Source organism: Burkholderia sp. MSMB1498, assembly GCF_001526245.1.
GTDB lineage: Bacteria > Pseudomonadota > Gammaproteobacteria > Burkholderiales > Burkholderiaceae > Burkholderia > Burkholderia savannae.
In genome coordinates this window covers 66,657-79,968 of sequence record NZ_LOYJ01000024.1, presented here as the reverse complement: position 1 = coordinate 79,968, position 13,312 = coordinate 66,657, and the positions used below count along the sequence as shown (strand labels likewise).

Here is a 13,312-nt window from a genome sequence, read left to right as displayed (position 1 = left end):
CGCTGCATCGAATACGTATCCGGGCGGTCGCGCCGCGGCGATGCGCGGCGGCCTGACAGTCGGGGAGACCGGGCCGCTCACGGTTGCGACGGCGGCCGCGCCGCGTCGCCGAGATCGCTCGTCGGGGCGCCCTTGCGCTCGGCCGGCGCCGCGATCGTCTCGCCTGCGTTCGCGGCCTGCGCCGCGCTCGCGCTCGTTGCCGATGCGGCGCCCGCCGCACCGGTCGGCTCGCCTGCGCGCGACACGCTCGGCTCGATCCGCGCGGCGGTGGGCGCCGTCACGGCCGGCTCCGCAGCGCGTTTCGACGCGACGCGCGCCTCGATCGCCTGCGTCTTTTCGCGCCTGCGCACCGCGGCCGCGAGCCGCACGCCGCCCAGGCCGATCACGAGCAGCACCGCTGCCGTGACCACCGACACGAATTGACCGAACGACGACAACTGCGGCGAGCGGATCGCGAGCAGCCACACGAGCATCACGACGCCCGTCAGCCAGTTCACGTGCCCGACCGCGCGCGCGACGCCCGCGGTCAGGTCGCCGTTGAAGGCCGCGTGCACGGACAGCCACGCAAGCCCGAGAAGCGCGATGCCGAACGCCTGGCCGATCATCGCGGGATCGACCGTGACGAGTTGCAGCGCGTCGTACAGCGCCTTCCACGGAGTCAGCACGAACAGCACGCCGAAGGCGGCGAGCAAGGCGGCATCGATGAGGAGAACGGCGCGCAGCAACGGTTTCATCGGCAATCAGTCCACGTGATAGTTGGGGGCTTCCTTCGTGATCTGCACGTCGTGCACGTGCGATTCGCGCATGCCGGCCGCGGTGATCTGGACGAACTCGGCCTTGTCGTGCAGCTCCGCGATCGTCTTGCAGCCGCAGTAGCCCATGCTCGCGCGCACGCCGCCGATCAACTGGAAGATGATCGCGTTGACCGAGCCCTTGTATGCGACGCGACCTTCGATGCCTTCCGGCACGAGCTTGTCGATGTTCGCGGAATTGTCCTGGAAGTAGCGGTCCGCCGCGCCGTCCTTCATCGCGCCGACGGAGCCCATGCCGCGGTACGACTTGTACTGGCGGCCCTGATACAGGAACACGTCGCCCGGCGATTCTTCGGTGCCGGCGAACATGCTGCCCATCATCACGGCGTTCGCGCCGGCGGCGAGCGCCTTCGACACGTCGCCCGAGAAGCGGATGCCGCCGTCGGCGACGCAGGGCACGCCCGTGCCGCGCAGCGCGTCCGACACGTTCGCGATCGCGCTGATCTGCGGCACGCCGACGCCCGCGACGATCCGCGTCGTGCAGATCGAGCCCGGGCCGATGCCGACCTTCACCGCGTCCGCGCCGTATTCGACGAGCGCCTTCGCGGCGGCGGCGGTTGCGATGTTGCCGCCGATCACCTCGACCTTCGGGAAGTTCTGCTTGACCCAGCGCACGCGCTCGAGCACGCCCTTGCTGTGGCCGTGCGCCGTATCGACGACGATCACGTCGACGCCCGCCTGCACGAGCAGCTCGACGCGCTCCTCGTTGTCCGCACCGACGCCGACCGCCGCACCCACGCGCAGCTTGCCGTGCTCGTCCTTGCACGCTTCCGGGTGCTCGGTCTGCTTCGTGATGTCCTTGACCGTCATCAGGCCGCGCAGCTCGAATGCATCGTTGACGACGAGCACGCGCTCGAGGCGGTGGCTGTGCATCAGCGCCTTCGCCTCGGCGAGCGGCGTGCCTTCGGCGACGGTCACGAGGCGCTCGCGCGGCGTCATGATCGACTTGACCGGCTCCTCGAGGCGGGTTTCGAAGCGCAGGTCGCGATTCGTGACGATGCCGACGAGCTTCGGACCTTCGACGACCGGAAAGCCCGAGATGCCATGCTGGCGCGACAGCGCGATCACGTCGCGCACCTTCATGCTCGGCGGAACGGTGATCGGATCGCGCACGACGCCCGATTCGAAACGCTTGACCTTCGCGACTTCGCGGGCCTGCTCGACGGGGGTGAGGTTCTTGTGAACGATGCCGACGCCGCCTTGCTGCGCCATCGCGATCGCCAGGCGACCTTCGGTGACCGTGTCCATCGCGGCGGACACGAGCGGCATGTTCAGGGAGATGTTGCGGGTCAGTTGGGTCTTGAGGCTGGTGTCGCGCGGCAGAACGTCGGAGAACGCCGGGACGAGGAGCACGTCATCGAACGTGAGTGCTTTTTGGATCAGACGCATGGCAAATCCTATGGGCGCAAAAGCGAATTATACGCGATGCCCGGTTAATTTTCACAACACGAACAACGGCTTAGCCGTTTTCGGCCGCTTTCGGTCGTTCGGAGCCCCGAATCGTTCGGCTCCCGGTTCGAGTCGCTTTCGATCCGGTTTCGTTTTGGCCCGGCGGGCGCGGGTTCGCGCGGGGCGAAGCCGGCGTGCCACGCGCGCCGTGTGCGCCCTGTGCGACGCTTGCGGCGGCGGCGCTAGGCGACAGGACGGATAAGCGCGCGAAAAGCGGCACGCAAGTCGGGCGGGGCGGGCGACGCGCCCCTGTCGTACCCCGCCCTTGTCCGTACCCTAGTCGTGTCCTGTTGCACCCATGTCGCGCCCTCGTCCACGCCGAAGCGAACCACTGCCACGCCATCGCCCGGCCAAACGGCTCTGTCAGCCCATGGCCGTCGCAGTCCTTGCAGCTTTCGCAGACTCCGTCGCTCATACACGGCCGCTCGGGCCGGAGCACCCCGCGCATGCCCCACATTTGCTCCGACGGCAGAGCGCGGCGCGAGCGCCTTGCCCGCCGCGCCGGATGCCGCGCGCGTCGCTTGCGGCGTCACCCGAGCCCGGCCGCTCGCGCGATCAGGATCATGCCCGCCGCGACGCCGACACACCCGACGCCCCGCGCGACACGCTCACCGGCCGGCGCGAGGCGCTCGGCCGTGATCGCGGCCGTCACGGCCGCCATCGTCGGCGGGTCCATGATCCCCAGGACGACGAGGCTCGCCGTGAGGCCCGCGCTGCAGCAACAGCAGCGAAGGCCGAAATGCACGCCGTGCCGCCAGGCCGCGCCGGCGCTCGCGGGCAACGCGCGGCAGCGGCGCGGCGCCTCACGGCAGCATGCGAGATGGCGCGCCTTCCACGCAGTGAACTGAAGCGCGCCCGCGCACGCGACGACCACGCCGCGCGCGACCGGCGCGGCGCGCGCCAGCGCCGGCACGTGCATCTCGACCGCCGCCAGCGCCGCGCCGAGCACATAGACGGCGATGCCGACCGCGATCCACACGAACCCATACCCCACCGCGACCGACACGGCCCGCAGCCCAGCCCGCAGCCGGGCCCGAATCCCGCCCACGCAGCCGACCGAACGCGCGCAGCGCACGAGCATCGGCGCGAACGACGGCAACATCATCGCCGTCATCATCGCGGCCCAGATGCCGACGAACGACGCCGCATCGCCCGCCCACGTCCGTCCGCACACTCGCGCGCCAATCACCGACATCGTCCCGCCGCCGGCCATCGGCGCGTCGCCCGTCGCGGGCATCGACGCGAGCCACGCGATCGCGGCCGCCGCGACGGCGCCCCCAAGCAGCGCCGACGCGCCGCCGAGCACGCCCGGCGCCGCGCGCCCGAAGGCGGCGTGCCGCGCGACGCCGCGCCCGGTGTCGCGCAGGCAGCGACCGCGCGCGCCCTCAGCGCTCGCCGTACTCGTCATGGCGACGCCACCAGACACCCGTTTCGTTGCGTCCCTTCGGCGCGCGATCGAGCCACTGGTACATGCCCCAGAGGCCGTCCAGCCCGCGCGCGTACGTCGAATACGTGTGATAGACGACGCCGTCCTCGAGCACGAACGCGCTCATCCCGGGCCGATCGCGCGCGTACGTGCGCGCATCGGTCCCGCAGGTGGCCGCGAATTCGGCGACGGGCGCAGGCGCGGGCGTCGCGTCCATCGCATGGCCGCCGCGCCGATAGTTGTATTCGACGGTCCCGTCGCGCTGCTGCGCTTGCGTGAACGACACGTTGAAGTCGTAGTTGAAGTCGCTGTCGAGCGACGACGCCCACGGAAACGTCCATCCCATGCGCTTGCGGTACGCCTGCAGCTTCGCGAGCGGCGCGCGCGACACCGCCGACAGCGTGACGTCGTGATGCGCGAGGTGAACGACGAAGCCGTCGAAGCCGTCCGCGATCGCCGAGCACGACGGGCATCCGGCCGTGTAGTCGGGCCCGAACATGAAGTGGTAGACGAGCAGTTGCGAGCGGCCGCGAAACAGCTCCGCGAGCGACGTGCGTCCTTCGTCGGTCTCGAATCGATACGCCTTGTCGACGCGCACCCAGGGCAGCGCCCGGCGCAGCCGCGCGAGTTCGTCGCCGCGCCGCGTGTGCGCCTTTTCCGCATCGAGCAGTTCGAGCCGCGCGGCGAGCCATTCGTCGCGCGTCCCAATCGTGTGAGTCGCCATCGATCGTCCCTCCTTTTTCGTGTCGCGCGCAGCTCGCCCGATTCGCGAACCGGCGCGCGGGTTGCGTGATCGTGGTGGTAGATTAGTCGCGGGCTTCGAACGGTGGGAGTGACAAGTGTGGCGGGATTCCGATGGACTCGCTGATCACGGCCGCGGCGCGCGCGCTCGCGGCGGGTGATCCGCTCGGCGCGCTGAACCGCGTCGCGTTGCGCGACGACGCGCCCGCGCTCGCGCTGCGCGGCATCGCGATGGCCCAGCTCGGCGATTTCGCGCGGGCGAAGGCGCTCGTGCGAAGCGCGGCCCGCGCGTTCGGCGCGAAGGAAGCCGTCGCCCGCGCGCGATGCGTCGTCGCCGAAGCCGAGATCGCGCTCGCGTCGCGCGAGCTCGGTTGGCCCGAGAAGGCGCTCGAAGCCGCGCGCACGACGCTGGAGGCGCACGGCGACCGCGCGAACGCCGCGCATGCGCGCTATCTCGAAGTCCGGCGCCTGTTGCTAATCGGCCGCCTCGACGAAGCCGAGCGCACGCTCGCCGCGCTTGATCCGGCCGCCTTGCCGCCCGCCTTGCAAGCCACGCACGCGCTGATCGTCGCGGGAATCGCGCTGCGGCGGATCAGAACGAAGGCCGCGCGCGCGGCGCTCGCCGACGCCGGGCGCGCCGCGCGCGAGGCCGGCATTCCCGCGCTGACGGCCGAGGTCGAGCACGCGTTGCGCGTGCTCGACGCGCCCGCGGCGCGCCTCATCGCGCGCGGCGAAGAACGCGCGCTGCGGCTCGACGACGTCGAAGCGTGGCGCGCATCGCAATCGCTCGTCGTCGACGCGTGCCGCCACGTCGTGCGCGATACGCGCGCGACGGTCTCGCTCGCGAGACGTCCCGTGCTGTTCGCGCTGGCGCGCGCGCTCGGCGAGGCCTGGCCGGGCGACGTGCCGCGGGACGCGCTCGTCGCCCGCGCGTTCCGCGCGAAACGCATGGACGAAACGCATCGCGCGCGCCTGCGCGTCGAAATCGGACGGCTGCGCGCGATGCTCGGCGCGCTCGCCGACATTCATGCGACGAAGCGAGGATTCGCGCTGACGCCGCGCCGCGCGCGCGACGTGGCCGTGCTCGCGCGCCCGGTCGAGGACGCGCACGCGGCGGTGCTCGCCCTGCTCGCCGACGGCGAGTCGTGGTCGAGCTCGGCGCTCGCGCTCGCGCTCGGCGCGAGCCAGCGCACCGTGCAGCGCTCGCTCGACGCGCTCGCGACGGCAGGCAAGGCGCAGTCGTTCGGCCGCGGGCGCGCGCGCCGCTGGACCACCCCGCCCGTGCCCGGATTCGCGACAGCCTTGTTACTCCCGGCCGCGCTGCCGGGCGATTAGGATGGCGCCATCGATCGACCGGGAGGCGAAGACATGAAACGATCCGCAGCCGAAATCATTCGGGAATATGGCCCGTTCGCAGGCGTCGACAGCGTGCACGGGCTCACGTACGACGGCCATCGCGTATGGTTCGCGTCCGGCGACAAACTGAACGCGCTCGACCCGGCGAGCGGGGCGACGCTGCGCTCGATCGGTGTCGCCGCGCACGCGGGCACGGCGTTCGACGGCCGGCACCTGTATCAGATCGCGGAGGATCGCATCCACAAGATCGATCCGGACACGGGGCGCGTGCTGGCGACGATCCCCGCGCCCGGCGGCGGCGGCGATTCCGGGCTCGCATGGGCGGAAGGCACGCTCTGGGTCGGCCAGTACCGCGATCGCAAGATTCATCAGATCGATCCCGACACAGGCGCGATTCTTCGGACGATCGAATCGAACCGCTTCGTCACCGGCGTCACGTGGGTCGACGGCGAGCTCTGGCACGGCACGTGGGAGAACGACGAGAGCGAGCTGCGCCGCATCGATCCGCGAACGGGCGACGTGCTGGAAGCGCTCGAGATGCCGGCTGGCGTGGGCGTGTCGGGGCTCGAATCCGACGGCGGCGAGCGCTTCTTCTGCGGCGGCGGCAACAGCGGGAAAGTGCGAGCCGTCCGCCGCCCCGCGCGAAACGGCGCGGCACGCGGCGGCGCGGGGCGCGCGGCCGGCTCGACCGACGAATAGCCACGGGCAGCCACGGGCGGCATGCGCCGCAACGTCCGTCCGCGCGTCACGCGCAAACACGGCGACAGGCGCGCCAAAACTTCGCTCGCCGCCGTCGAGCGATGAGGCCGCGCCGCCGACGCGGCGCGCGCAATTGCCGGCGATCCGCCTCAACACCGAGCCGCCGAGCCGGCGCGCTCCACGCCCACGCCGCTCCGACCGAGTGCAGGAATGAACAAGACAGACACCGCCTCGCTTCGCTAAGATGCGCGCTCGTCAGTGAAATGGCCGGAGAATTCGATGCAGCGCGGTGTGGTGTATGGCGTGTTGGCAGGCGCCTTGTGGGGGATGGTGTTTCTCGTGCCGCGGCTTCTGACCGACTTTTCGCCGCTGCTGCTGAGCGTGGGCCGCTATGCGATGTACGGCCTCGTGTCGCTCGCGGCCGCGCTGCCCGCCGCCCGCTCGCTCGCCGCGCGCTTGACGCGCGACGATCTCGTCGCGCTCGTCAAGCTCGCGCTCGTCGGCAACGTCGCCTACTACATGTTGTTGTCGAGCGCCGTGCATCTGATCGGCATCGCGCCCAGCTCGCTGATCGTCGGCGTGCTGCCCGTCACCGTCACGCTCGCCGGCCTCGGCGACCACGGCGCGGTGCCGCTCAAGCGGCTCGCGGGCCCGCTCGCGCTCGTCGTGGCCGGCATCGCGTGCATCAACGTCGACCTGTTCACGTCCGAAGCCGCGCACGCGACGACGCTCTCGCAAAAGCTCGCCGGCATCGCGTGCGCGGCGGGCGCGCTCGCGAGCTGGACATGGTACGCGGTCGCGAACGGCCGCTACCTGCAACGCCACCATCATTTCGACGGCAACGAATGGTCGGTGCTGTGGGGCGTCGTCACCGGCCTGATCGGCGGGCTGTGCTGGATCGGCATCGTCGCGCTGCCGGCCGGCGCGCTGCAGCCCGCGCTGCCCGCATCGCGCTGGCAGTTGTTCTGGCTGCTGAATCTCGGCCTCGCGATCGGCGCGTCGTGGCTCGGCAACGGGCTGTGGAACGCGGCGTCGAAGCGGCTGCCGCTCACGCTGTCGGGCCAGTTGATCGTGTTCGAAACCGTCTTCGCGCTGCTGTACGGCTTCGTTTTCGATCATCGCCTGCCGCGCGCGCTCGAGATCGCGGCGCTCGCGCTGCTGCTCGCGGGCGTTTACGGATCGGTGCGCCGCCACGGCGACGGCAAGCGCGCGGCCGACGATCCGCTCAACGCGAACCTCGGCGCGCATTGAGCCCGGCCTCCGCCGGACGCTTCTCCGAATATTTCTTCGGATATGTCTGTTCGGATTTCTCTTCGGAAGCTTCGCCCGGCGTCGGCCCGGAAAGCGCGCGCATGGGCCGCCGCGAAATTTCGTCAGGCGAATCGCCCACGCCGCGCGCCGCCGCTCAGCGCGAATCCTTCGGCAGCCACTTGCGGCCTTCGATCGAGCCTTCGCGGCGGGTCTTGTCGACGCGGCGCTGCCGCGCGACCTTCGGATCGACGATGAGCGGCCGGTAGATCTCGACGCGGTCGCCATCGGCCACGGGCGCGTCGAGCGGCGCGAGCTTGCCGAGGATGCCCGTCTTCAGCGTCGCGAGATCGATGTCCGGATGGCGCGCGAGCACGCCGCTCGCGTCGATCGCGTCGCGCACGGTCGCGCCCGCCGGCACGTCGACGGCGACGAGCGTCTGTTGCTCGGGCAGCGCGTAGCAGACCTGGACCTTCGGCATCTGCGTCACCCCTTGCCGTAGCGCTGGTCGGCGCGCTTCACGAACGATTCGACGAACGTACTCGCGATGTGCGTGAACACGGGCCCGATGATCTTCTCGAGGATGATGCTCGAGAACTCGTAATGCAGCGCGAATTCGATCTTGCACGCGTCCGCGCGCAGCGGCGTGAAGCGCCAGTAGCCGGTGAACTTGCGAAACGGCCCGTCGGCGAACTCCATGTCGATCCGGGTCGGGCGCTCCTGCGTGTTGCGGGTCGCGAAATGCTGCTTGATGCCCTTGAAGTTGATGTCGATCCGCGCCTCCATGCCGGTTTCGTCGCGACGGCGAATCTCGACGCCGCCGCACCAAGGCAGGAAGTTCGGGTAGTCGGCCACGTCGGTGACGAGGTCGAACATCTGTTCCGCCGAATGGCGGATCAATACGGTTTTCTGGACATCTGCCATAAATCGCGCGGCATCGCTAAGGTAAACGAGCAAGCCGGGCCAACGCCGCCCCGCTTTGCTAAAATTGTGATTTTAAACGAGTTGGCCATTTCCCTTCATGAGCATCATCGACAACAGAAAAGCGTTTTTCGATTACCACATCGAAGAGCGCTACGAAGCGGGGCTCGTGCTCGAGGGGTGGGAGGTCAAGGCGCTGCGCGCCGGGCGCGGCCAGATCAAGGAAGGCTACGTCGTCGTGAAGAACGCGGAGATCTTCCTGATCGGCACGCACATCAGCCCGCTGCCCGAGGCCTCGACCCACATCAAGCCTGACCCGGTCCGCACCCGCAAGCTGCTGCTGCATCGCGACGAGATCAAGAAACTGATCGGCAAGGTCGAGCAGCGCGGCTATACGCTCGTGCCGCTGAACTTCCACTACAAAGGCGGCCGCGTCAAATGCGAGATCGGCCTCGCCAAGGGCAAGAAACTGCACGACAAGCGCGAAACCGAAAAGAAACGCGACTGGGAACGCGAAAAAGCGCGGATCATGCGCTCGGCCGCGTAACGCGCGACGCTTTGCCGCACGCCGCGCGCCCGCCCGCGGCGCACTTCATCCGCCGCGCGATGCGCCGACATCGAAAAGGCCCGCTTCGATCGACTCGAAAAAGCGGGCCTTTTCTTCATCCCGCCGACGGCGGCGCTCAGCCCTTGCTCGCGCCCGAGCCTGCCGCGCCCGGCGCACCGCGGTTCACGATCGCGAGCGCCGACGCGATCGCCGTGCTCAGGTCCGACAGGTTCGACGGCACGATCAGCGTGTTGCCCGCCTTCGCGAGATTGCCGAACGCGCCGACGTACTGCTCGGCGACCTTCAGGTTCACCGCGTCCATCCCGCCCTGCGACTGGATCGCCTGCGCGATCTTCTGGATCGCCTGCGCGTTCGCCTCGGCCACGGCGAGAATCGCGGCCGCCTCGCCCTGCGCCTGGTTGATCGCCGCCTGCCTCTCGCCCTCCGATTTCTGGATCGCCGCCTCGCGCGCGCCCGACGCGAGGTTGATCTGCTCCTGCTTGCGCCCTTCGGACGCGGCGATCAGCGCGCGCTTCTCGCGCTCCGCGGTGATCTGCGCCTGCATCGCATGCAGGATCTCCTTCGGCGGCGTCAGATCCTTGATCTCGTAGCGCAGCACCTTCACGCCCCAATTCGACGCCGCCTCGTCGAGCGCCGACACGATGCTGTGATTGATGAAGTCGCGCTCCTCGAACGTCTTGTCGAGCTCGAGCTTGCCGATCACCGAGCGCAGCGTGGTCTGCGCGAGCTGCGTGATCGCGAGCACGAAGTTGCTCGCCCCGTACGACGCCTTCATCGGATCGGTGACCTGGAAGTACAGCACGCCGTCCACCTGCAGTTGCGTGTTGTCGCGCGTGATGCAGATCTGGCTCGGCACGTCGAGCGGGATTTCCTTCAGCACGTGCCGGTAGGCGATCCGGTCGACGAACGGCAGCACGATGTTCAGGCCCGGCGACAGCGTCGCGTGATAGCGGCCGAACCGCTCGAGCACCCACGCGTGCTGCTGCGGCACGATCTTCACCGTCTGCGACACGATCACGAAAGCGATGACGAGCAGCACCGCCCAGACGATCAACGAATCCATGAAGCTGGTCCTCCTGGTTGAAATGTGAAAGCCGAACGCGCGAGCACGCGTGCGGTCAGGCCGACGGCTTCGCGGCGACGATGAGGCAATTGCCGCGCACCGCGCGCACTTCGTACAGATGCGCGTCCTCGCGCTCGCCGGCGGCGAGCTCGACGTCCCATTGCGCGCCGCGATACTGCGCGCGGGCGCGGTGATCATGCCAGTGCCTGACCGTGATCGTCGCGCCGATGTCGATGTTGATGTCGGGATTCGCGGACGCGTCGCGCTTCTGCTTGCGGCCGAGCCCCGAGCGCCGGAGCACGATCACGGCGACGATCGCGACGAGCGCGGCGGCGGCGAACTGCCACGCGACGGGCGCGCCCGCGAGATGCACGAGGCCGCCCGCGAGGAAGCCGAGCGCGATCATCAGCAGGTAGAACGTTCCCGTCAGCAGTTCCGCGATGACGAACACCCCGACGCCGATCCACCAGAAAAACTGCCCTGACACCATCGCCCCTCCCGTTGCACAAAGAAAAACACCCCGGCGTTACCGGGGTGTTTATAGCACGAACCTTGCAATTTGCCTTCATTCAAACGGCGATCCGACGACCGCCGCCCGGACGAACGATCACCGCTGCCGGTTATTGCTTGGCGGCGAGCGCCTGCCACGTGTCGATGACCGTGTCCGGGTTCAGCGAGATCGACGCGATGCCTGCGTCGGCGAGCCACTTCGCGAAATCCGGGTGATCGGACGGGCCCTGGCCGCAGATGCCGACATACTTGCCGAGCTTGCGGCAGGTGTCGATCGCGCGCTTCAACATGAACTTCACGGCCGGATCGCGCTCGTCGAAGTCGACGGCGAGCAGTTCCATGCCCGAGTCGCGGTCGAGGCCGAGCGTCAGCTGCGTCAGGTCGTTCGAGCCGATCGAGAAGCCGTCGAAGTGCTGCAGGAACTCTTCGGCGAGGATCGCGTTCGACGGCACTTCGCACATCATGATGAGGCGCAGGCCGTTGTCGCCGCGCTTCAGGCCGAACTTCTCGAGCAGGCCGACGACGCGCTCCGCCTGCTTCACGGTGCGCACGAACGGCACCATGATCTCGACGTTCGCGAGGCCCATCTCGTCGCGCACGCGCTTGAGCGCGATGCACTCCATCTCGAACGCCTGCGCGAAATCCTCGGCGATGTAGCGCGACGCGCCGCGGAAGCCGAGCATCGGGTTTTCCTCGTCCGGCTCGTAGCGCGAGCCGCCGATCAGCTTCTTGTACTCGTTCGACTTGAAGTCGGACAGGCGCACGATCACGGGCTTCGGATAGAACGCCGCCGCGATCGTCGCGATGCCTTCCGTCAGCTTGTCGACGTAGAACGCGCGCGGCGACGCGTGGCCGCGCGCGACGCTTTCGACCGCCTTCTTCAGGTCGGCGTCGACGTTCGGATACTCGAGGATCGCCTTCGGGTGCACGCCGATGTTGTTGTTGATGATGAACTCGAGGCGCGCGAGGCCGACGCCCGCGTTCGGCAGCTGCGAGAAGTCGAATGCGAGCTGCGGGTTGCCGACGTTCATCATGATCTTGACCGGCACGGGCGGCAGTTCGCCGCGCTGCACCTCGGACACTTCGGTCTCGAGCAGGCCGTCGTAGATCTTGCCTTCGTCGCCCTCCGCGCACGACACGGTGACGAGCGAGCCGTCCTTCAGCACGTCGGTCGCGTCGCCGCAGCCGACCACCGCCGGCACGCCGAGCTCGCGCGCGATGATCGCCGCGTGGCAGGTGCGGCCGCCGCGGTTCGTGACGATCGCGGACGCGCGCTTCATCACCGGCTCCCAGTTCGGGTCGGTCATGTCGGCGACGAGCACGTCGCCCGGCTGCACGCGCTCCATCTCGGACGGATCGTGGATCACGCGCACGGGGCCCGCGCCGATCTTCTGGCCGATCGCGCGGCCCGTCGCGAGCACCTGCGACTGGCCCTTCAGCTTGAAGCGCTGCTCGACCTTGCCGTGGGCCTGGCTCTTCACCGTCTCCGGGCGCGCCTGCAGGATGAAGATCTTGCCGTCGCGGCCGTCCTTGCCCCACTCGATGTCCATCGGGCGCTGGTAGTGCTTCTCGATGATGACCGCGTACTTCGCGAGCTCGATCACGTCCTCGTCGGTGATCGAGTAGCGGTTGCGCTGCTCGTGCGGCACGTCGACCGTCTTCACGCGGCCCGGCTCGCCCGGCTGCGTGAACTCCATCTTGATCAGCTTCGAGCCGATCGAGCGGCGGATGATCGGGTACTTGTCCTGCGCGAGCGTCGTCTTGAACACGTAGAACTCGTCCGGGTTCACCGCGCCCTGCACGACGGTCTCGCCGAGGCCGTAGCTCGCGGTGATGAACACGGCTTCCTTGAAGCCCGATTCGGTGTCGATCGTAAACATCACGCCGGCCGCGCCGACGTCCGAGCGGACCATGCGCTGCACGCCGGCCGACAGCGCGACTTCGGCGTGCGTGAAGCCCTTGTGCACGCGGTACGAGATCGCGCGGTCGTTGTAGAGCGACGCGAACACGTGTTTCATGCGGTCGAGCACGTCTTCGATGCCGACGACGTTCAGATACGACTCCTGCTGGCCCGCGAACGATGCGTCCGGCAGGTCTTCCGCGGTCGCGGACGAGCGCACGGCAAACGACAGCTCGCCCGGCGAGCCGTTCTTCAGGATCTCGAACTGCGCACGGATCTCCTGTTCGAGGCGCGACTGCATCGGCGCGTCGACGATCCATCGGCGGATCTCGGCGCCGGCTTCGGCGAGTGCCTTCACGTCGTCGACGTCGAGCGACTCGAGACGTTGCGCGATGCGCTCCGTGAGCTTGTTGTGCTGGAGGAAGTCGCGAAATGCGAGCGCGGTCGTTGCGAAACCGGTGGGCACGCGTACGCCTGCCTCAGCCAGTTGACTGATCATCTCGCCCAGCGACGCATTCTTGCCGCCGACGATTTCGACATCGGTCATTCGCAACTGCTCGAACGGAATTACATACGCCTGATCCTTTGCGACGTTTGCTGCGTTAGTCATACAAGCCCC

General features: G+C 68.7%; 13 protein-coding genes. 4 read left to right on the top strand and 9 right to left on the bottom strand.

Annotated features, from left to right (window positions below):
* Positions 1-77 precede the first annotated feature (77 nt).
* The 4 genes from WS91_RS05190 to WS91_RS05175 all read right to left on the bottom strand — a co-directional run bounded on the left by WS91_RS05190 (position 78) and on the right by WS91_RS05175 (position 4,411).
* Positions 78-734 carry a hypothetical protein gene (locus tag WS91_RS05190; RefSeq protein WP_059669891.1) on the bottom strand — a complete coding sequence of 219 codons (657 nt, stop codon included), beginning with the start codon at positions 732-734 and terminating at the stop codon, positions 78-80.
* A 6-nt stretch (positions 735-740) separates the two neighbouring features.
* Complete coding sequence (gene guaB / locus WS91_RS05185; RefSeq protein ID WP_038745044.1) at positions 741-2,201, bottom strand: IMP dehydrogenase; 1,461 nt, start codon at positions 2,199-2,201, stop codon at positions 741-743.
* Between the two features lie 589 nt (positions 2,202-2,790).
* Positions 2,791-3,669, bottom strand: a complete 879-nt coding sequence (locus tag WS91_RS05180) for a DUF2182 domain-containing protein (protein ID WP_197422211.1) — start codon at positions 3,667-3,669, stop codon at positions 2,791-2,793.
* Positions 3,647-4,411 (bottom strand): DUF899 domain-containing protein, encoded by a 765-nt coding sequence (locus WS91_RS05175; protein ID WP_059574545.1) that lies wholly within the window; start codon positions 4,409-4,411, stop codon positions 3,647-3,649. The genes WS91_RS05180 and WS91_RS05175 overlap by 23 nt, the downstream gene beginning before the upstream one ends.
* 131 nt (positions 4,412-4,542) lie before the next feature.
* Here WS91_RS05175 and WS91_RS05170 point away from each other — a divergent pair, with 131 nt between their 5' ends.
* The 3 genes from WS91_RS05170 to WS91_RS05160 all read left to right on the top strand — a co-directional run bounded on the left by WS91_RS05170 (position 4,543) and on the right by WS91_RS05160 (position 7,734).
* Positions 4,543-5,763, top strand: a complete 1,221-nt coding sequence (locus WS91_RS05170) for a hypothetical protein (protein WP_059669881.1) — start codon at positions 4,543-4,545, stop codon at positions 5,761-5,763.
* Between the two features lie 33 nt (positions 5,764-5,796).
* Positions 5,797-6,483, top strand: a complete 687-nt coding sequence (locus tag WS91_RS05165) for a Vgb family protein (protein ID WP_059574541.1) — start codon at positions 5,797-5,799, stop codon at positions 6,481-6,483.
* 279 nt (positions 6,484-6,762) lie between these two features.
* A complete protein-coding gene (locus WS91_RS05160; protein ID WP_059669890.1) occupies positions 6,763-7,734 on the top strand; it encodes a DMT family transporter in 972 nt (323 codons plus the stop codon).
* Positions 7,735-7,888: 154 nt separating this feature from the next.
* On the opposite strand, the gene WS91_RS05155 is transcribed toward WS91_RS05160, so the two are convergent.
* The gene (locus WS91_RS05155) at positions 7,889-8,212 is read right to left on the bottom strand and encodes an RnfH family protein (RefSeq protein WP_038745123.1); all 324 of its coding nucleotides are present in this window, start codon (positions 8,210-8,212) and stop codon (positions 7,889-7,891) included.
* Positions 8,213-8,217: 5 nt separating this feature from the next.
* The gene (locus tag WS91_RS05150; protein WP_038745034.1) at positions 8,218-8,655 is read right to left on the bottom strand and encodes a type II toxin-antitoxin system RatA family toxin; all 438 of its coding nucleotides are present in this window, start codon (positions 8,653-8,655) and stop codon (positions 8,218-8,220) included.
* A 97-nt stretch (positions 8,656-8,752) separates the two neighbouring features.
* Here WS91_RS05150 and smpB point away from each other — a divergent pair, with 97 nt between their 5' ends.
* Positions 8,753-9,199 carry an SsrA-binding protein SmpB gene (smpB, locus tag WS91_RS05145; RefSeq protein WP_038745032.1) on the top strand — a complete coding sequence of 149 codons (447 nt, stop codon included), beginning with the start codon at positions 8,753-8,755 and terminating at the stop codon, positions 9,197-9,199.
* 136 nt (positions 9,200-9,335) lie between these two features.
* On the opposite strand, the gene WS91_RS05140 is transcribed toward smpB, so the two are convergent.
* The 3 genes from WS91_RS05140 to ppsA all read right to left on the bottom strand — a co-directional run bounded on the left by WS91_RS05140 (position 9,336) and on the right by ppsA (position 13,303).
* Positions 9,336-10,283, bottom strand: a complete 948-nt coding sequence (locus tag WS91_RS05140; RefSeq protein WP_038745031.1) for an SPFH domain-containing protein — start codon at positions 10,281-10,283, stop codon at positions 9,336-9,338.
* 55 nt (positions 10,284-10,338) lie between these two features.
* Entirely contained in the window at positions 10,339-10,773 is a 435-nt protein-coding gene (locus WS91_RS05135; protein ID WP_059669880.1) for an NfeD family protein, read from the bottom strand.
* Between the two features lie 130 nt (positions 10,774-10,903).
* The gene (gene ppsA / locus WS91_RS05130; RefSeq protein WP_059669879.1) at positions 10,904-13,303 is read right to left on the bottom strand and encodes a phosphoenolpyruvate synthase; all 2,400 of its coding nucleotides are present in this window, start codon (positions 13,301-13,303) and stop codon (positions 10,904-10,906) included.
* Positions 13,304-13,312: the final 9 nt, after the last annotated feature.

Coding starts and splice junctions, on each gene's coding strand:
- WS91_RS05165 (WP_059574541.1), top strand. CDS start 5,797: ATGAAACGATCCGCAGCCGAAATCATTCGGGAATATGGCCCGTTCGCA.
- WS91_RS05180 (WP_197422211.1), bottom strand. CDS start 3,669: ATGACGAGTACGGCGAGCGCTGAGGGCGCGCGCGGTCGCTGCCTGCGC.
- WS91_RS05135 (WP_059669880.1), bottom strand. CDS start 10,773: ATGGTGTCAGGGCAGTTTTTCTGGTGGATCGGCGTCGGGGTGTTCGTC.
- guaB (WP_038745044.1), bottom strand. CDS start 2,201: ATGCGTCTGATCCAAAAAGCACTCACGTTCGATGACGTGCTCCTCGTC.
- WS91_RS05150 (WP_038745034.1), bottom strand. CDS start 8,655: ATGGCAGATGTCCAGAAAACCGTATTGATCCGCCATTCGGCGGAACAG.
- WS91_RS05190 (WP_059669891.1), bottom strand. CDS start 734: ATGAAACCGTTGCTGCGCGCCGTTCTCCTCATCGATGCCGCCTTGCTC.
- WS91_RS05155 (WP_038745123.1), bottom strand. CDS start 8,212: ATGCCGAAGGTCCAGGTCTGCTACGCGCTGCCCGAGCAACAGACGCTC.
- WS91_RS05140 (WP_038745031.1), bottom strand. CDS start 10,283: ATGGATTCGTTGATCGTCTGGGCGGTGCTGCTCGTCATCGCTTTCGTG.
- smpB (WP_038745032.1), top strand. CDS start 8,753: ATGAGCATCATCGACAACAGAAAAGCGTTTTTCGATTACCACATCGAA.
- ppsA (WP_059669879.1), bottom strand. CDS start 13,303: ATGACTAACGCAGCAAACGTCGCAAAGGATCAGGCGTATGTAATTCCG.
- WS91_RS05175 (WP_059574545.1), bottom strand. CDS start 4,411: ATGGCGACTCACACGATTGGGACGCGCGACGAATGGCTCGCCGCGCGG.
- WS91_RS05170 (WP_059669881.1), top strand. CDS start 4,543: ATGGACTCGCTGATCACGGCCGCGGCGCGCGCGCTCGCGGCGGGTGAT.
- WS91_RS05160 (WP_059669890.1), top strand. CDS start 6,763: ATGCAGCGCGGTGTGGTGTATGGCGTGTTGGCAGGCGCCTTGTGGGGG.